Genomic DNA, 16804 nt, shown 5'->3' on the forward strand with positions numbered 1-16804 from the left:
GAGTCTATGCCCATCAGTTCGAACAAATAGCGCAAAGGTTGGGCAGTTATGATCGGTTAAATCGATCTGTTTCGAGCATCCCAATACTGCTGGGCCGTTTCGAACGCCTGATCACGGGATTGACCGAGTCCGCGCAACGCCAAGGCCATGGTCGAAATCAGGGCCATTTGCGGGTAGCTGTCGACCACATCGCCGCGCCATACGGCCTTCATATGTTCAGGGTCGAGGGCGGCGGGTTTGACGTGACGCTGGGCCGACAGTTGCGGCCACTCTTCGTCCCAGCTTTCACCGCCGGTGGTGCCGTACAAGTGACTGTCGGCGTCCGGGTTGATCTCGATCTCGCCGCCGTCGCCCTTCACCACAATCGCTGTGTCGCCCAGCAAGCCGCTGGCATCGCGGTGCACCGCCTGATAGCCGGGGTGGAAAATACTTTGCAGGCCGCAACGGGCGCCCAACGGATTGAGGATGCGTGTCAGGGAATGGATCGGCGAGCGCAGGCCCAAGGTGTTGCGCAGGTCGATCATGCGTTGCAGTTGCGGCGCCCAATCCACCAGCGGCATGAACGCCAGGCCACCGTTATCCAGTGCCGCGCCCACCTGTTGCCAGTTGCGGCACAGCGCAATGCCGAGTCCTTCCAGCAGTTGTTCGCTGTACAGCCGCCCGGCCGTGTGCGCGCCGGCGCCGTGCATGAAAATACGCACGCCGTTCTGCGCCAGGCACTTGGCCGCGAGCAGGTACCACGGCAGATGACGTTTCTTGCCGGCATAGGTCGGCCAGTCGAGATCAACATTCAAGGCGGGCGCCTGCAAACGTTCCCGCAAGGCTTCGGTGAAACCGGCCATTTCCTCGGCGCTTTCTTCCTTGTGTCGCAGCAGCATCAGAAACGCGCCGAGCTGGGTGTCTTCGACCTTGTCGTCGAGCACCATGCCCATGGCTTCGCGGGCTTCTTCACGCGTCAGGTCGCGGGCGCCGCGTTTGCCTTTGCCGAGGATTCGCACGAACTGGGCGAACGGATGCTCGGCGGGTGTTTCGAGGGTCAACGCTGGGAAGTCGGTCATAAGCAATTCGTCGGTTTGGGCAGGCCCGCCAGCTTCGCGGCGAGTTTGGCAGGGGTGCCTTTGAACAGTCGGTTCAGGTGCAGGCTGTTGCCTTTTTCCGGGCCGAGCTTCAACGCGGTGTACTTGATCAACGGGCGGGTGGCCGGCGACAGCTGGAATTCGTCGTAGAAACGGCGCAGCAGTTCAAGGATTTCCCAATGCTCGGGGCTCAACTCGATGTCTTCGGCCGCAGCGAGGGCGCTGGCGACGTCAGCGGACCAGTCGCTCAGTTCGACCAGGAAACCGTCCTTGTCCAACTCGATGGCGCGAGCGCCGACTGTCAGGGAATTCATAGCCAACTGTTGACCTTGTCGTAGTGAATCGACAGATCGACGAAGGCCGGGTAATCGATGGCCTTGGCCCAGTCTGGCGTCTCAATGGACCGGGCTTGAACGTCTTCGGCCAGTACAAACAGTGTCAGGCCGCGAGTCTTCAGCGCGCTGAACGGGGCGGTGCCGGGTTGCAGGGCATACACCGCGTCACCGCTCAGCAGCAGCGCATCGTTGGCGCCGATCACGCGCAGGCAACTGCTCAGGCGATCGTCGCCGAACGGGGAATGAGACAACACATGCAAAGTCGACATCAGAGGGTGATCACCTGGTCGTAACGGTCAATAAGGGCGGTGATGTCGTGGGCGGTCAGCGCCTGGGCTTCTTCCAGCGAGAAACCGGATGGGTCCAGCCCTCGTTCTGCGGCACTGGCAGCGCAGACGAACAACTCCTCGACACCAAACATCGGCAAGGCTTGCAGGTTGGCGCTCAGGTCTTTTTGTTGCAGCGCCTTGGCGTCCTGTTTCGCGGCGAGCTGAAACACGCCGTCATCGAGAAACAGCAGGCCGATCGGCAGGTCGAAGGCGCCGCCAGCCAACACGATGTCCAGCGCTTCGCGCGCATTTGGCCCGGACCATGGCGCCTGACGGCTGATAATCAGCAAGGATTTAGGCATCTCACGCGCCTCCGAAACAGATCAAGCGGTCAGCGTCCTGCACCGCGTCGTGCAACTGGCCGAGGCCGGACAATTCCCACGGCGCGCCCACGGCAACCGCGTCGCGCTGATAACGCCCGGCTTCTTCCTCATTCAACACGCCACGGCGCAGGGCGGCGGCGATACACACCACGCCGTCCAGTTGATGCTCGTTGACAAACGCGCGCCATTGCTTGGGCAGGTCCAGCTCGTCTTGCGGGGTGACCACGCTGCCGGACGCGTTATAAACGCCGTCCTGATAGAAAAACAGCCGGACAATCTCATGCCCACCGGCCAGCGCAGCCTGGGCAAACAACAGGGCGCGGCGCGAGGAGGGCGCATGGGCGGCGGAAAACAGCGCGATGGCGAACTTCATGACGGACTCGATCAGCGAAACTGCGGCCATGATAAAGCTTTATCGCTGAGGGGGCTAAATCGATGTTGTCTGGGCGGGCCTCATCGCGAGCAAGCTCGCTCCCACAGGGGGTTGTGTAATGTTCGAGATTGCAGCTTCACCACGTAACCTGTGGGAGCGAGCTTGCTCGCGATGAGGCCCGCACGGTCATACAAAACTCAGCGCGGCATATACCCCAACTGCCACCGCCGCGGAACTTTCAACGACACCACCCCCAGCACCCCCGCCAGCAATCCGCTGGCGAACAAGGCCTGAAGCCCCAGATGATGTTCCAGCACCGCCCCAAGAACAGCCCCGACGAACATCCCGGTCCAGGGGATCAATTGCACGCGCCAGCCATTGCGCCGTTCGCCGAGCATCCAGCGCCCCAATCCGCGTCCGAAGCGCGACAGGGCGCCGGTGACATAGGTCAGGCCGACCGGCAGGCCGTTCACTTCCTCAACGGCGGCATTGAGCATGCCCATGGCGATGATCGCCGCCAGCAGCGCGGGCAATTGTTCGTCGTAGGGCCAGGTAGCGGCCGCGCAGAGCAGCACGGCGACGGTCAGCATCAAGGGCAGCGCCCGTCGTCTGCCGAGGCGGCTGACGACAATGCCCAAGGCGTTGCCGACGATGAACGTGGCCACGAGCAGTAGCAAACGCCCGGTCAGCCCCAGATCACCGTCGCTGATGGCCACGGCGAGCCGCGTGGTGTTGCCGCTCATGAACGAGACGAAATCGCCACTGGCCATAAAGCCGATGGCATCGGTCATGCCGGCGAGGACCGAGAGCATGGCCACCAGCGTCATGCCGATGCGCCCGCGCCACTTTTGCGTGTGCAGGTGGCCGGGGCTGGCGTGGGTTGAGGAGGCGGAAGGCAGCATCGGAGCGGGCATCCTTGTGCAGGGGTTACGGTTCTATCCCGTATAACTCGCAATAGTCCAGCCAATTCATGCCGGCCATCTCTGCGACTTCCTTGTGCACTTCCCGGCGATGGGCTTCGTAGTCCTGTGGTGTGGCGGCCGTCAACAGCAGCGTCAGCTCCCAGGCGAACAGTCCCTGACGCTCGGCCTCGGCTTCGAAGGCTTCGTGCAATCGCTCGTCGCGGTACTGCGCCGCGGTCTCACCCTTGGCCTGGGCCAGCAGCGGGTTGAGGTTGTCGAGTTCGTGGCGCAGTTGCGGGTGCTCATCGAGAAACTTCTTCAGCGCCTGCTCGTGTTGCTGTTCGGTTGCCGCCATGGTCTCTCCTTGATAACGGGTTACGAAGATTGTTTCTTGCTGGCCTTGGCCGCAGCGGCCAGGCATTCGAGGGCGAACTGCTCGGTGTAGGTCATCTTGATCGGCGTGGTCTCGCCTTTGACGGTGCGTTCGCCGTCGAGGATGTAACGGATGCGCTTGTCGGTGACGCCAATGCGCTTGGCAATCCAGGACGGTGTCTGGCCAATCTGGCTGATCAGCTTGTCGGCGTATTCAGGGGTTGGTTTGTAGAATTCGGCGTTGGGTGTCATGGGGGTTCCAGAAAAAGGCGGTGTTTATGGCGCGACAGGGTGCGCGAATCGTTACGCGGTGTCGCGGTATAAATGCAGTAAAGCAGAACGAAACGCCGCGCCACGGTGATACAGTCCGCTTTTTATTGATGAGCGAACGTAATGCGAATTCTGATGGTGGCGCTGGCCGTAACGTTGCTGGCGGGATGCGCGGGCTCGGTGATGGACGATGCTCGCACCAAGGCCCCGTACAAAACCCTGAACTCGAACAAGCCGGAAATGGTCGTGGCCCAGTGCGTGCAGTTTTCCTGGCAGGACGAGGCGGTGTTCGGCGTGGACGCCGGCGCGTATTTGCAGCCGGGTAAAAAGGGCGGTTCGACGGTTTACACGCGGTCGGCGGAATCCTTTATCGACGTGACCACCGATGCGTCCGGCACCGTGATCAGTTACTACGCGCAGCATGACGATTTTGTTGCCAAGCGCCGTTTGGCGGCGTTGGCGACTTGTCTCTGAATCAGAGCTGACGCAGTACCCCCTGTAGGAGGTTTGTGTTTTGATCAGTTGATCAGGCGTTTCTGGAAGAAGTGGCGTTTGTGGCCCGGCGGGTAGTCGGCAATCTGGCCTAGCTCGCTGTAACCGAGCCGTTTGTAAAACTCCGGCGCCTGAAAGTCGAAGGTGTCCAGCCAGATCCCCACGCATTCCTTTTCCCGCGCCAGGTCTTCGGCCATCTGCATCAGTTTCGAGCCCAAACCCTGTCCCCGAGCCTGTTCAGGCACCGACAGCAACTCGATAAACAACCACTGGTAAAAGAACCGGCCATACAACCCGCCGAGAATCTCGCCGTTGTCGTCGCGCACCAGCAACGCCAGCGGTTGCGGATTGCCGGGGCCAGCCTGCGCGGTGTTGTAGGCGCGCAGCGGTATGAGGATCGCCTCACGTTCGGCGTCCGTGGGGTTTTGCGACTGTTCGATTCGCAGGGTCATGAGCGACATCCTTTTGGCAATGATCCGCCAGCCTAGCGTGCTCGCGGTAATTGTGGAACCGTCGCCGTCGCGCGGAGGTCTAGCCTAAACAGCGTCACTTCAGAACGCGGCCAATGAGGACACCCCGTGAATATTTTCGAAGCCTTGCGTGAAAGTCACGAGCGCCAACGCGGTTATGCCGATGCGCTGATCAATACCAGTGGCGACACCCCTGAGCGGGTCGAGGCTTACAAACAACTCAAGTCCGAACTCCAGGCCCACGAAACCGCCGAGGAGCGGCATTTCTATATTCCGCTGATGGAGTTCGACAACGGCGTCGACCTGAGCCGCCACGCCATCGCCGAACACCACGAAATGGACGAAATGATGGAGGAACTGGACGCGACCGAGATGTCCAGCCCGGCCTGGCTGGCGACCGCGAAGAAGTTGGCCAAGAAGGTTCGTCACCACCTGAAAGAGGAAGAGCAGAAGTTCTTCCAGATGGCCGGCAAACTGCTCGATGACAAACAGAAAGAAACCCTCGCCGGCCAGTACGAAAAAGAATACAAAGCGCAGCTGTCCTGAACCTGAGAAACACCCCAACCCTGTAGCAGCTGGCGAAGCCTGCGTCCGGCTGCTACAAGGTCCCGTATTAGGTGTCAGGGAGATGCAGGGCTTTTGCGTTTTCGCCTACCATGGGCGCTTCTCACGAAAAAGGATGCGGTGCCATGGCGAACACAGCCGAACGGGTCAACATTATCGAATCCCAGGTGTTGTCCCACGACTGGTACCTGCTGAAAAAAATTACCTTCGACTATCAGCGCAACAGCGGCGACTGGCAACGTCAGACCCGCGAGGTCTACGACCGGGGCAACGGCGCGGCGATTCTGTTGTTCAACCGCGAGAAGCGTACTGTCGTGCTGACGCGCCAGTTCCGCTTGCCGGTGTTCGTCAACGGCCATGACGGCTTGCTGATTGAAGTGGCCGCCGGGTTGCTCGAAGGTGCTGCGCCGGAAGAACGCATCCGCGCCGAAGCCGAGGAAGAAACCGGTTACCGCGTGCACCACGTACAAAAGATCTTCGAGTCGTACATGAGCCCCGGCTCGGTCACTGAAAAGCTGCACTTCTTTATTGCCGAGTACGACGCCACGTCGAAAGTCAGCGAGGGCGGTGGGCTGGAGGAAGAGACCGAAGAGCTGGAGGTGCTGGAGTGGGCCTTCGACGAGGCGCTTGAAGCGTTTTATCGCGGGGAAATCTGCGACGCCAAGACCATCATGCTGCTGCAATACGCGGCGATGAAGAACATTTTCACCTGAGCGACGCTTTCCCTGTAGCCGCTGACGAGCTCTGCGAGGCTGTGTCTGATGCGGGCCGCAGCCGTGGATGTGGGAAGCGCGGTGCATCAGCTAGATCGAGTGCGCTCGGATTACGACGGCTTTGCCGCCGGACGCAGCCTCGCAGGCTCGGCAGCTGCTACAGGTGTTCCGGTCAGTCAGAACAGGTCGCCCGTTCTGCTGGCGCCTGACCACTCGCACCCTTCAAGCGTCAGCAACCGCTCTTTCGCCTCCAGCCCACCGGCAAATCCGGTGAGCTTGCCCGAGGCGCCGATCACCCGATGGCAGGGTGCAACAATCGAGATCGGGTTTTTGCCATTCGCCGCGCCCACCGCCCGAACCGCGCTCGGGTTGCCGATTTGCTCGGCGATCTGGCTGTAGCTGCGCGTCTCGCCGAACGGGATGGTCAGCAGGGCTTGCCACACCTTCTTCTGAAAATCCGTGCCGGCAAAATCCAGTTCCAGATCGAACGAGTTTCGGGTGCCGGCAAAGTATTCCTGCAACTGCTGAACGGCGCGCACCAGGATCGGGTTGTCCGGCGCTTCGTGCATCGGGCCCAGCCGCACCCGGTTCGGCTTGTCGTTTTCCCAGAGGATGGCCGCCAGTCTTGCCTCTTTCGCCACCAGCTTCAGTTCGCCGACCGGAGACGCCAGGGTGGTGAAGGTGTAAGTCATGCTGGCGGACTCCGCAGAAGGGCTGAACAGAGCCTCAGCATACTGCCTCGACGGGGAGGCGCAATGTGTAATCCGAGCCATACTGCCTTCTGCTCTTGAAACGTTTTCTCTGCTTTTTTCAGACCCTAAAAACAAAAAGAGACCGACTCATGAAGTACGAACCTTTTGCCAAATCGCTCATCGCGACCTCATTGGCGCTTAGCTGCCTGACTGCCCACGCCGCCTCTGTGGCCCCCGTCGCGGCCGAAAACGGCATGGTGGTCACGGCCCAGCATCTGGCCTCCCAGGTGGGCGTTGATGTGCTCAAGAACGGCGGCAATGCCGTGGATGCCGGCGTCGCGGTGGCGTATGCGCTGGCGGTGGTGTATCCCGCAGCGGGCAACCTCGGTGGCGGCGGTTTCATGACCATTCAGCTGGCGGACGGGCGCAAGACCTTCCTCGATTTCCGTGAAAAAGCCCCGCTGGCCGCCACCGCTAACATGTACCTCGACAAAGAAGGCAATGTCGTCCCCGACCTCAGTACCCGTGGCCACCTGGCTGTCGGTGTGCCGGGCACGGTGTCCGGTATGGAACTGGCCCTGAGCAAGTACGGCACCAAGCCGCGCAAGGAAGTGATCGCCCCGGCGATCAAACTGGCCGAAGACGGGTTTGCCCTGGAGCAGGGCGATGTCGATTTGCTTGACTACGCCACCGACGTGTTCAAGAAAGACATGAAGGACTCCGGCTCGATCTTCCTGAGCAACGGCGAGCCGATGCAAGTCGGGCAAAAACTGGTGCAGAAGGACCTGGCCAAAACCCTGCGGGAAATTTCCGAGAAGGGCGCCGACGGTTTCTATAAAGGCTGGGTCGCCGACGCCATCGTCACCTCCAGTCAGGCCAACAAAGGCATCATCACCCAGGCCGACCTCGACAAATATAAAACCCGCGAACTGGCGCCTATCGAGTGCGATTACCGTGGCTACCACGTGGTCTCGGCACCGCCACCAAGCTCCGGCGGGGTAGTGATTTGCGAGATCCTGAACATCCTCGACGGTTACCCGATGAAAGACCTGGGCTACCACTCGGCCCAAGGTATGCACTATCAGATCGAAGCGATGCGCCATGCGTATGTGGACCGCAACAGCTACCTCGGCGACCCGGATTTCGTGAAAAATCCAATCGCGCATTTGCTGGACAAAAACTACGCCACCAAACTGCGTGCCGCGATCCAGCCGCAGAAGGCCGGCGTGTCCCGCGAGATCAAACCCGGCGTAGCGCCGCATGAGGGCAGCAACACCACGCACTTCTCCATCGTCGACAAATGGGGCAACGCGGTGTCGATGACGTACACCCTCAACGACTGGTTCGGTGCCGGCGTCATGGCCAGCAAAACCGGGGTCATCCTCAACGACGAAATGGACGACTTCACCTCGAAAATCGGCGTGCCGAACATGTACGGCCTGGTGCAAGGGGAGGCCAACGCCATCGCCCCCGGCAAGGCGCCGCTGTCGTCCATGAGCCCGACCATCGTCACCAAGGACGGCAAGGTCGTGATGGTCGTCGGCACCCCCGGCGGCAGCCGCATCATCACCGCCACCTTGCTGACCATGCTCAACGTGATCGACTACGGCATGAACATCCAGGAAGCGGTGGACGCCCCGCGTTTCCACCAGCAATGGCTGCCGGAAGAGACCAACCTCGAGACCTTCACCACCAGCCCGGACACGGTGAAGATCCTCGAAAGCTGGGGGCATAAGTTTGCCGGGCCACAGGATGCCAACCACGTCGCGGCGATCCTCGTCGGCGCACCTTCGCTGGAAGGTAAACCGGTCGGCAAAAACCGCTTCTACGGCGCCAACGACCCACGTCGCAACACCGGGTTGTCACTCGGCTACTAGCGGTTGTGTTTGAAAGGGGACGGATCTATTTTCGTCCCCTGATCCATTGATTGTTCAAGGAATGAATCATGGCCACTGCACTGTTAATCATCGACGTCCAGAAGGCGCTGTGCTCTGGCGAGTACGAGTGCTTTGAGATCAATCGCGTTATCGAGAACATCAACCACTTGAGCATTCGGGCCCGGATCGCCGGGGTGCCGGTCGTGTTCATCCAGCACGAAGACGAGAGCGGGCCGCTCGTGCATGACGCGGCTGGCTGGCAACTGGCCGAAGGACTTGTGACTGACCCCGAGGATAAGTTCGTACGCAAGACAACCCCGGACTCCTTCTACCAGACTCACCTGGGAAAGCTGCTGCCGAGAGAGGAGTTCGAGCGCCTGATCATCTGCGGTTTGCAAACCGACTACTGCATCAACGCGACCGTGCGTCAGGCACTGAAACTGGGCTACGACGTGGAGCTGGCAGCGGACGCGCACTCCACCTTCGACAACGGTAACCTGACTGCCGAAGACATCATCGCCGAGTACAACAAGGACCTGGCGCACCTGACCGGTTCGGTGGCGCGCATCGACGTCAAGCCTGCGGCTGAAATCCGCATCTGAACCTACTGACAGCCCTGAGGCCCGGACGCTTCAGGCTGCTCACGTCGCAAACATCAACGCCCTCGGCGACTGCCCGACCTCCGGCACCACACCGCCCAACACCAGCCGGGTAATGGTCGCCGCTGCCCTTGCGTAATCCTCATCCTGCGGCGTTTGCTGCCCGGTGATGTGCGCCATTTGCCAACCCAGATTGGTGTAGCTCCGGGTCGCCGACCAGATGAACAGCATCAAATGTTCCGGGTCCACCGGCGCCAACAGGCCCCGATCAATCCAGCTGCGCAGACACTCCACATTGCGTTGCGCCTCGGCATACAGCAGGTCCCGGCACTCCTCGGGCAATTGCCGCGCCCCCAGCAGCAACTCACTACTGAACACCTTGGCAATGTGCGGATGCTCGCGGGCGATACGGATTCGCGCGGCAATGTAGGCCTGCAATCCCGCCACCGGGTCATCGCTTTCGCGCAGCGCGGCCGAGGCGTGCAGCAGCGGCTCGACAAACCCGAGCAGCACGCGCGAGTAGAGGTTTTCCTTGCTCTGAAAGTAGTAATACAGATTCGCCTTCGGCATCCCCGCACGCGCAGCGATGTCCCGGGTCTGGGTGGCATCGAAACCTTTGGCGGCGAACTCTTCGCTGGCGGCGGCCAGGATGAGGTGCTGATTATGCTGGCGAATGCGGCTCATGGAGAGGGTCTAGGCGATTTGAGCTACGCAATATACAAAAATATATAGCGTGGAGGCCAGCGATGACGTCGCCGTCGGCTGTTGATGACTGATGTGGAACTGCCGGATCAACGGAAACAAATTGTCATGAAATGAGAAAGCGCTGTCGCCAATTGAAAAATTAATGACGCTTAGGTGTATTAAATTCTTCTCACGAACGGCGCTACAAGCCCCGCCGTTCGGCGGCTTGACCGCACAGACCTTCAGTCGCAGAGAGAATAATAAAATGAGCGTAGAACAACTGATTGGCGATCTTCTCGCCGAGCTAACAGGCGTGAGCCCCGACGAACCCTTCAACCAGAACGAGCGCCTGCCGCAGTACAAAGCGCTGTTCCAGCTCGATCAGGATGTCTTCCATCCGGATTACGTGGCCAACAACCTGCGCTTCGGTGTGCTTGAAGAGCGGTGAGAGCCTCGCCTGAAAAGGGGCGGATCTATGTTCGTCCCTTGATTACCCGTCTGCAAAAATCCCGATCAACTCCGCCAGAAAGGCACTCACCACCTCCCGTTGCCGCGCTGAATGCCGCACCGCCGCATGGAAACCCACCTCATAACGCAGCAGCTCAGGGTTGAGCGGATGCAACTGCCCCAACTCTTCATGTTTGGCCGCGTAATGCTGGGGCAGAAAACCCAAGTGCTGGCCCGACAGAATCAGCAGCGCCGCACCGTCCATGCTGTCGGTGAGCACCGTCAAACGTTCGATGGACGTGGGCGCGGGCATTTCCGGCAAGGGGTGGCTGGGCCAGACCCAGTCGTAATCGCGTACGTCTTCGCGGCTCAGATCGCCGACGTGATCGAACAGCGGATGCGCTGGCGCGCAGTAGGCGATCTGGGTTTCCTGGAACAGCGGGAAATAATCGATGTTGGGCAAGCGATGCCAGAAATAACCGATGGCCAGATCGATATGGCCGTTGATGATTTTCTCTTCCAGCAGCGACGACGACAGCTCGGTGAAGTGGAAATACAGCCCCTCATGGCGCGAGCGCAAACGGGCAATTGCCAGGGCGATGTTCTTGTTGGCGGACGGATCGATTTGACCGAGCAAGCCAATGTTGATGATGCCCGACACCTTGCGATTGATGTGCTGCACCTCAACCCGAAAGCCCTCGGCCGCCGCCAATAACCGACGGGCCGCTTCGACAAACTGGCCACCCTTGGGCGTCACCGAAAATCCGCCGCGCCCACGCTCGCACAGACGAAACCCGACCCGCGCTTCCAGCGTCGCCAATTGCGCGCTGATGGTCGGTTGCGTGGTGTTGAGTGCCGTCTGCGCGGCCGAGATTCCACCGGCCTCGACGACGGTCAGAAAGACCCGGATCAAACGCAGATCCAGTTCCGATACAGTGCCCAGCATGTGTTGCCTCCGATGTTCACCACATAGACGCCGATCTATGTAAACAGTGCGCCTGCGATATTTTACCGCCCTGACCGACGCCCTACATTGCAATGAAACCGGCGCTTTGCCCATAAAAACAACAATCACCAGCATAGGAACATTCGTATGTCAGGGTCCCCACAAACTGCGCACGCCCTCGAAGCGAGCGGCGGGTTGGCCATCGAAGGCCACTCGATCGACTACATTCCGCAAAACGAACGTCACGCCAAACTCAGCAGCCAAGGACCTTTCTGGTTCCTGGGCAACTTCCACTTCTTCACCATCTCCATCGGTTTCGTCGGCCCAAGCCTCGGCTTGTCAGCGCTGTGGACCATGCTCGCCGGCGCGCTGGGCATCATGTTCGGCACCATCTTCATGGCCTTCCACGGCTCGCAAGGTCCGGAAATGGGCTTGCCGCAAATGATCCAGTCCCGCGCCCAGTTCGGTTATCGCGGCGTAATCCTGGCCCTGATGGCGACGATGTTTGTGTTCGTCGGCTTCAACGTGGTGAACATCTCGCTGATCATGAACGGCCTCGAACACGTGTTCGGCATCGACCCGACCATCGTCGCCGTGGCGGTGGTGCTGATCGGCGCGCTGCTGTCGATCTACGGCCACGACTTGATGCACAAAGCCTTCAAGTGGGCGTTGCTCGCCACCTTGCCGCTGTACGCACTGGTCACCATCGCCCTGATGTTCGGTGCCGGCCAGGAAGGCGTCACCCCGGCAACGGACCTCGGCTTTAGCTGGGTCGCGTTCGCCACACTGTTCGCCATCGGCGCCAGCTACAACATTTCCTATGCGCCCTATGTCTCCGACTATTCCCGTTACCTGCCGAAAAACACCAGCCGCCCCAAACTGATCGCCGCCGTGTTCATCGGCGCCTCGCTGTCCGGCAGCTGGATGATCGGCCTCGGCGCGTGGCTGGCGCAGCAGTTGAAAGCGGTGGATGCACTGGTCGCATTGAACCAGGTTGGCTCTTCGATGATTCCGGGGCTGGGCAACGTGCTGGTGATCGTCTCGGTCGCGGGCTTCCTGCCGATCATCGCGCTCAACACCTACAGCGCCATGCTGACGCTGCTGACCGGCGCTGACTCGATCAAGAAAATCACCCCGACACCCCGCGCCCGCATCCTGTCCATCACCGCGATCAGCGTGATCCTGCTGACCTGCGTGCTGTCGATCAAAGGCGACGGCATCGCGCTGCTGAACACCTTCCTCGTGTTGCTCCTGTACTTTCTCGTGCCCTGGACCGCCGTCAACCTGGTCGACTACTTCTTCGTTCGCAAAGGCCGCTATGCCATCCCGCACTTCTTCACCCCGAACGGCATCTACGGCGCCTGGCAATTCCGTGGCATCGTCTCCTACCTGATCGGCTTCGCCGCGATGGTGCCGTTCTTCTACATCTTCGATGCCGCCGCCAACAAAGAAGTCTTCGTCGGCCCGCTGGCGCGGATGCTCGAAGGCGTGGACATCGCCTGGCTGGTGGGATTGGTGGTGTCGGGCCTGACGTACTTCATCCTCAGCCGCTCGCTGGACCTCGCGTCCGAACGCCGGGTGATCGATGCCATTACCGAGAGCGACATCCTCGCCATGACTCAACCTGCGATGGAGGCGGTGCGTTGAACACTGCAAAAAACACCGTGGTCGCCTGCTGCCAAGTGGCGCCGAAGATTGGCGACCTGGCGTTCAACCGGACGCTGACCGAACGGGCGATTCGTTCGGCGGCGCATCAAGGGGCGCAGGTTGTGGTGCTGCCTGAGTTGGTGCAGAGCGGGTATGTGTTCAATGACCGCCGTGAAGCGTTGTCGTTGTCGGAAACGGTCGATGGACCGACCTTGAGCCTGTGGGCGGCACTCGCCCGCGAGTTGGACATTGTCGTGGTCGGCGGATTTTGCGAGCGACTGGACGGTGACGAACTGGCCAACAGCGCAGCGATGATCGATGCCCAAGGGTTACGCGCTGTGTATCGCAAGGCGCACCTGTGGGATGCGGAGAGTGAAGTTTTCACCGCAGGTGATGCTGCGCCGCCGGTGGTTGAAACGGTGCATGGGCGGATTGGGATGTTGATTTGCTACGACCTGGAGTTTCCGGAGTGGGTGCGGCTGCCGGCACTGGCGGGGGCGGATTTGCTGTGTGCGCCGGTTAACTGGCCGGATGGACCTCGGCCGCTGACGGAGCGTCCGGCGGAAGTGGTGCGGGTGCAGGCGAATGCTTCGGTGAATCGGATGTTTATTGCGGCGTGCGATCGGCATGGGTTTGAGCGTGGGGTGGGTTGGGTGCAGGGGTCGGTGATTGTGGATGCGGATGGGTATCCGGTGGCGGGGCCGGCGGAGCAGGGTGGGGAGCGGATTTTGTTGGCGACGGTGAATCTTGGGGAGGCGCGGAATAAGCGGATTAGTGCGCGCAATGATTTGCATGGGGATCGGCGGGAGGGGGTGTATGGGGTGGTTGGGGGATAGGACGGTCGTCCGTCCTTTTTCGGTTACCAAATGCGGTGGTAGTGAAGGGGAGCCGCTACCTGTTTCGCAAGCCCGTTTCGTAGGCATATCCAGTTGCCCGCTTAGGGCGGCCAACCCAGGGCCAGAGTGCTTCTGGTCGATTGTTGATTGTAACGACGGATAGCTATCGGCCCTGAGCTGCCTTCGTGGAAGGCAGCTCAGGGGGATCCATTTACACCGCAACCAGCGAAGCAGTTACACACCCTCAGGCTCGCAAAACGGTGGTCGCCATCGGAAATGTGCGCTGGTTGGACGCATTGGGTTATGTCGAATTAACTCTCAGCGATAATGGCGTGGAGTACAGCGCGGGTGTGCTTAATAACCACACACTTTATTAATTCAAGCCGCTGCGCATCAACCTCGCCCCAGTTCAATGAAGTGAGTGCAGTACGGCGCATCATTTGAAAGACGGCCAGTTGGCCATTAAGTGCCATCGAACGGATCCGCGCTTCATCATCGTTGGGTGCGCAACTCATCAAACGCTCAACAATTGCGGTAGTCACGGAATAAACCGGCTTGTTGAGGCGATTATTGATGATGTCAAAACCAGCCACAGGCCCTTGGCCGCCTTGCCCGTGGGCAATGAACAGCTGCCATTCCGAGGCCTGTTCCGACTCGAACATGCAGTCCACGACACGCCCCTGTATGGCACAGAAAGCATCGATTAGGGCTTCGTGACTCTCATTTTCCACAAGCGCGTGTTCAGCATGTGCGACCACCTGCGCCATGTACCCCCACACGTGCGAAGCGATGTGCTCAGCGCATGCCAGGTAAACACCCTCCTTGTTGTCGAAGTAGTACCTCAACGCAGGGGCATTTACGCCAGCGGCGGCTGCAATATCGCGGGTTGATGCAGCCTCGAAGCCCCGCTCGCCGAATAGCTTCAGCGCTGCATCCACAATTCGAGCACGAGTCTCTTCGCCACGTGCATACCCCGTCCCCTCTGGATGCCGATGCAGGGTACCTCTGATTATCGAGCTCATTTTTTCACTCAAAAAAGAAATTTATAGCAGTTGACTCCAATTTTGTCCATGTGGGATAGTTGTTCCAGTTGGAACATATTCGGGGTCGCGGCGGCCAGGCAAGGTTCGCCATCTGCATCCAGGCGAACGCATGACAATTACTCGGGTACACATTTTTTCTTTCTTTACACGTTGAGCAATGACACCTATGGAATCTGACAATGAAGCAATTTTCTTGGATCCCGCCATTACCAGCACCAGTGACCAAACCTTCACAAATCTCGATTTCCAGGGCCGAACAAAAAAGGACCTGACATTTACAAACTGCACACTACTAAACTGTAACTTCGGCGGAAGCGACCTGGGCGGACTGCATCTAAAAAACTGCAAAGTATTTAATTGCAATTTCGGAAGCGCCAACCTGCAAGATTCTTGGTTCTCGAGCTGTACATTTTACGATAAAGAACAACTCAGTGGCTGCCAGTTTAAATTAGCCGATCTCAGACGAGCTGAGTTTTATGAGTGCGATATTTCTTCAAGTACGTTTAATCGCGCACAAGCATTTCAATTGACACTCGACCATTGTCGTGCGGTGGAGGCGGATTTTAATATGGCCAATTTTCACATCGCAATTAGCCGAAAAATGGTAATCAGCGCCGCGCAGCTTACCAATACAGACTTCAGATACGCCGACTTCAGTTCGACCAATCTTTCCAAATGCAACCTTTCACACAGCAAGCTACTGTCCGTCATCTTGACGATGACCAACCTGGATGAAGCCGACTTAACCAATACCGAATTTTCACCACTTCATCACACCGGACTTTCTGTAACCAATACCGACTTTCGTAACGCAGATATAAACGGAGTAGATTTTCGAAAAATAGACGCTACAGGCATTAAGATTCTTGAATGGCAACAATCTGCTCTTTTGGAGAACTTCGGATTTGTCGTCTACCCAGATTACAGCTAATGCGCGCACATGACAGGTAGGTCTACAGTTCAAACGAGAAAACCCAAGCTCCGGTTGGTCCGGGCGGATTACGAACAGCAGATGCCACAGGAGTTTTTGATGATTGAGAAAGCTGATCACCTTATTATTGAATCCGCCAAGCTAGATCGTCCAGACGTCGAGGACTTAATTAACTCCCGCAAAAAGCCCTTATGGTTCTCTAATGCTGACTTATCAGGCGCCGACCTTAGTCGCCTAAATTTATCCGACTCATACTTTGAACGCTGCAACCTGGCAGGAACAGATTTTACTGCCGCAAAGCTTGAGGCTACTTCCTGGAAAGGATGCAAAGGGGCGGAAGTAAAATTCAAATCCGCCATACTCAATGAAGCAAAGTTCGAGAATTCAGACCTAAATAATAGCGACTGGCAGAATTGCCGGCTAGGTATGGCTTCTTTCGCAAGTTGCAAATTAACAGGGTCAAATTTCAGCGGAGCCAACTCACTAGGAGTCACCTTTAAGGAGACGCTGCTGATAGGGACATTTCTCCTTGGTTTTTCCTTCTATAAGTGTGAGCTTGACAATCTGGACTTCTCTGACGCGGACTTAAGGGATGTTGACTTCCGCAACACTGTATTTAAAGGCGGAAGCTTAAGCCATGCTCGAGTCAATGGCGCCCGCTTCAACAATGCTGATCTTCGTGAGGTCAGTTTGCACGGCCTAAAGCTTATGGAGGCCAAGCAGTTTAAAGGAGCAATTATCTCGAAAAATCAGGCAGCAGTGCTATTGTCAAGTCTTGGTCTTACCGTTGCATAATGCCGGGTATGTTCGCTGCTGCGTATTTTTGAAGCCGCGACCGGATTTTACCCGGTGCCAGTTACTTGTATTAAATGAGTGGAAAGAC

The 16804-nt window shown here is 58.7% G+C and carries 23 protein-coding genes; 10 read left to right on the forward strand and 13 right to left on the reverse strand.

The genetic code is table 11. The annotated features are described in order from the left end of the window. Positions 1-56 precede the first annotated feature (56 nt). The 8 genes from SB725_RS29555 to SB725_RS29590 form a co-directional block, all read right to left on the reverse strand. Positions 57-1058 (reverse strand): glycosyl transferase family protein, encoded by a 1002-nt coding sequence (locus SB725_RS29555; RefSeq protein WP_410922968.1) that lies wholly within the window; start codon positions 1056-1058, stop codon positions 57-59. Further along, positions 1055-1390, reverse strand: coding sequence for a TusE/DsrC/DsvC family sulfur relay protein (locus tag SB725_RS29560; protein WP_027925139.1), 336 nt, complete (start codon positions 1388-1390; stop codon positions 1055-1057). Before SB725_RS29560 ends, SB725_RS29555 begins: the two co-directional genes overlap by 4 nt. After that, positions 1387-1680 carry a sulfurtransferase complex subunit TusB gene (gene tusB, locus SB725_RS29565; protein WP_027925140.1) on the reverse strand — a complete coding sequence of 98 codons (294 nt, stop codon included), beginning with the start codon at positions 1678-1680 and terminating at the stop codon, positions 1387-1389. Before tusB ends, SB725_RS29560 begins: the two co-directional genes overlap by 4 nt. After that, complete coding sequence (tusC, locus tag SB725_RS29570) at positions 1680-2042, reverse strand: sulfurtransferase complex subunit TusC (RefSeq protein ID WP_059182591.1); 363 nt, start codon at positions 2040-2042, stop codon at positions 1680-1682. The genes tusB and tusC overlap by 1 nt, the downstream gene beginning before the upstream one ends. Before the next feature lies 1 nt (position 2043). Beyond that, positions 2044-2436, reverse strand: a complete 393-nt coding sequence (gene tusD, locus SB725_RS29575; RefSeq protein ID WP_027925142.1) for a sulfurtransferase complex subunit TusD — start codon at positions 2434-2436, stop codon at positions 2044-2046. Between the two features lie 197 nt (positions 2437-2633). After that, positions 2634-3338: a YoaK family protein gene (locus tag SB725_RS29580; protein ID WP_059182592.1), complete on the reverse strand. Its 705-nt coding sequence runs from the start codon at positions 3336-3338 to the stop codon at positions 2634-2636. A gap of 25 nt (positions 3339-3363) precedes the next feature. Next, a complete protein-coding gene (locus SB725_RS29585) occupies positions 3364-3693 on the reverse strand; it encodes a DUF6388 family protein (RefSeq protein WP_027925144.1) in 330 nt (109 codons plus the stop codon). A 20-nt stretch (positions 3694-3713) separates the two neighbouring features. Next, positions 3714-3962 carry a hypothetical protein gene (locus SB725_RS29590; protein ID WP_027925145.1) on the reverse strand — a complete coding sequence of 83 codons (249 nt, stop codon included), beginning with the start codon at positions 3960-3962 and terminating at the stop codon, positions 3714-3716. 141 nt (positions 3963-4103) lie between these two features. Between SB725_RS29590 and SB725_RS29595 the strand changes: the two genes are divergently transcribed. Beyond that, positions 4104-4454 carry a hypothetical protein gene (locus SB725_RS29595; RefSeq protein ID WP_027925146.1) on the forward strand — a complete coding sequence of 117 codons (351 nt, stop codon included), beginning with the start codon at positions 4104-4106 and terminating at the stop codon, positions 4452-4454. A gap of 44 nt (positions 4455-4498) precedes the next feature. Here the strand turns inward: SB725_RS29595 and SB725_RS29600 are convergent, their stop codons facing one another. Next, the gene (locus SB725_RS29600; protein WP_194940345.1) at positions 4499-4924 is read right to left on the reverse strand and encodes a GNAT family N-acetyltransferase; all 426 of its coding nucleotides are present in this window, start codon (positions 4922-4924) and stop codon (positions 4499-4501) included. 126 nt (positions 4925-5050) lie between these two features. Here SB725_RS29600 and SB725_RS29605 point away from each other — a divergent pair, with 126 nt between their 5' ends. Together SB725_RS29605 and SB725_RS29610 are read left to right on the forward strand one after the other, a co-directional pair. Further along, a complete protein-coding gene (locus tag SB725_RS29605) occupies positions 5051-5488 on the forward strand; it encodes a hemerythrin domain-containing protein (protein WP_410922969.1) in 438 nt (145 codons plus the stop codon). A 143-nt stretch (positions 5489-5631) separates the two neighbouring features. Continuing rightward, positions 5632-6219 carry an NUDIX domain-containing protein gene (locus SB725_RS29610; RefSeq protein WP_027925149.1) on the forward strand — a complete coding sequence of 196 codons (588 nt, stop codon included), beginning with the start codon at positions 5632-5634 and terminating at the stop codon, positions 6217-6219. A gap of 176 nt (positions 6220-6395) precedes the next feature. On the opposite strand, the gene SB725_RS29615 is transcribed toward SB725_RS29610, so the two are convergent. After that, positions 6396-6911, reverse strand: a complete 516-nt coding sequence (locus tag SB725_RS29615) for a methylated-DNA--[protein]-cysteine S-methyltransferase (RefSeq protein ID WP_059182595.1) — start codon at positions 6909-6911, stop codon at positions 6396-6398. A gap of 149 nt (positions 6912-7060) precedes the next feature. On the opposite strand from SB725_RS29615, the gene ggt reads away from it, so the two are divergent. Both ggt and SB725_RS29625 read left to right on the forward strand, forming a co-directional pair. Beyond that, positions 7061-8788 carry a gamma-glutamyltransferase gene (gene ggt / locus SB725_RS29620; protein WP_027925151.1) on the forward strand — a complete coding sequence of 576 codons (1728 nt, stop codon included), beginning with the start codon at positions 7061-7063 and terminating at the stop codon, positions 8786-8788. A gap of 68 nt (positions 8789-8856) precedes the next feature. Further along, the gene (locus tag SB725_RS29625; RefSeq protein WP_027925152.1) at positions 8857-9390 is read left to right on the forward strand and encodes a cysteine hydrolase family protein; all 534 of its coding nucleotides are present in this window, start codon (positions 8857-8859) and stop codon (positions 9388-9390) included. A gap of 39 nt (positions 9391-9429) precedes the next feature. Here SB725_RS29625 and SB725_RS29630 read toward each other — a convergent pair whose 3' ends face one another. Beyond that, positions 9430-10071 carry a TetR/AcrR family transcriptional regulator gene (locus SB725_RS29630; protein WP_059182596.1) on the reverse strand — a complete coding sequence of 214 codons (642 nt, stop codon included), beginning with the start codon at positions 10069-10071 and terminating at the stop codon, positions 9430-9432. 265 nt (positions 10072-10336) lie between these two features. On the opposite strand from SB725_RS29630, the gene SB725_RS29635 reads away from it, so the two are divergent. Next, entirely contained in the window at positions 10337-10519 is a 183-nt protein-coding gene (locus tag SB725_RS29635) for a hypothetical protein (protein WP_027925154.1), read from the forward strand. 42 nt (positions 10520-10561) lie between these two features. On the opposite strand, the gene SB725_RS29640 is transcribed toward SB725_RS29635, so the two are convergent. Beyond that, positions 10562-11464 (reverse strand): LysR family transcriptional regulator, encoded by a 903-nt coding sequence (locus SB725_RS29640; protein WP_027925155.1) that lies wholly within the window; start codon positions 11462-11464, stop codon positions 10562-10564. Positions 11465-11611: 147 nt separating this feature from the next. Here SB725_RS29640 and SB725_RS29645 point away from each other — a divergent pair, with 147 nt between their 5' ends. Next, positions 11612-13111 carry a purine-cytosine permease family protein gene (locus tag SB725_RS29645; protein WP_027925156.1) on the forward strand — a complete coding sequence of 500 codons (1500 nt, stop codon included), beginning with the start codon at positions 11612-11614 and terminating at the stop codon, positions 13109-13111. After that, positions 13108-13947, forward strand: a complete 840-nt coding sequence (locus tag SB725_RS29650; protein ID WP_410922971.1) for a nitrilase family protein — start codon at positions 13108-13110, stop codon at positions 13945-13947. The genes SB725_RS29645 and SB725_RS29650 overlap by 4 nt, the downstream gene beginning before the upstream one ends. 311 nt (positions 13948-14258) lie before the next feature. On the opposite strand, the gene SB725_RS29655 is transcribed toward SB725_RS29650, so the two are convergent. Continuing rightward, positions 14259-14969, reverse strand: a complete 711-nt coding sequence (locus tag SB725_RS29655) for a CerR family C-terminal domain-containing protein (protein ID WP_410922972.1) — start codon at positions 14967-14969, stop codon at positions 14259-14261. Between the two features lie 187 nt (positions 14970-15156). Between SB725_RS29655 and SB725_RS29660 the strand changes: the two genes are divergently transcribed. Then, the gene (locus tag SB725_RS29660; protein ID WP_059182601.1) at positions 15157-15921 is read left to right on the forward strand and encodes a pentapeptide repeat-containing protein; all 765 of its coding nucleotides are present in this window, start codon (positions 15157-15159) and stop codon (positions 15919-15921) included. Between the two features lie 99 nt (positions 15922-16020). Beyond that, on the forward strand, positions 16021-16716 hold the full coding sequence (locus SB725_RS29665) for a pentapeptide repeat-containing protein (protein ID WP_410922973.1): 696 nt from the start codon (positions 16021-16023) through the stop codon (positions 16714-16716). The last annotated feature ends 88 nt before the right edge of the window (positions 16717-16804 follow it).

The sequence above is a fragment of the Pseudomonas sp. SIMBA_041 genome (genome assembly GCF_046535095.1).
GTDB lineage: Bacteria > Pseudomonadota > Gammaproteobacteria > Pseudomonadales > Pseudomonadaceae > Aquipseudomonas > Aquipseudomonas mucoides.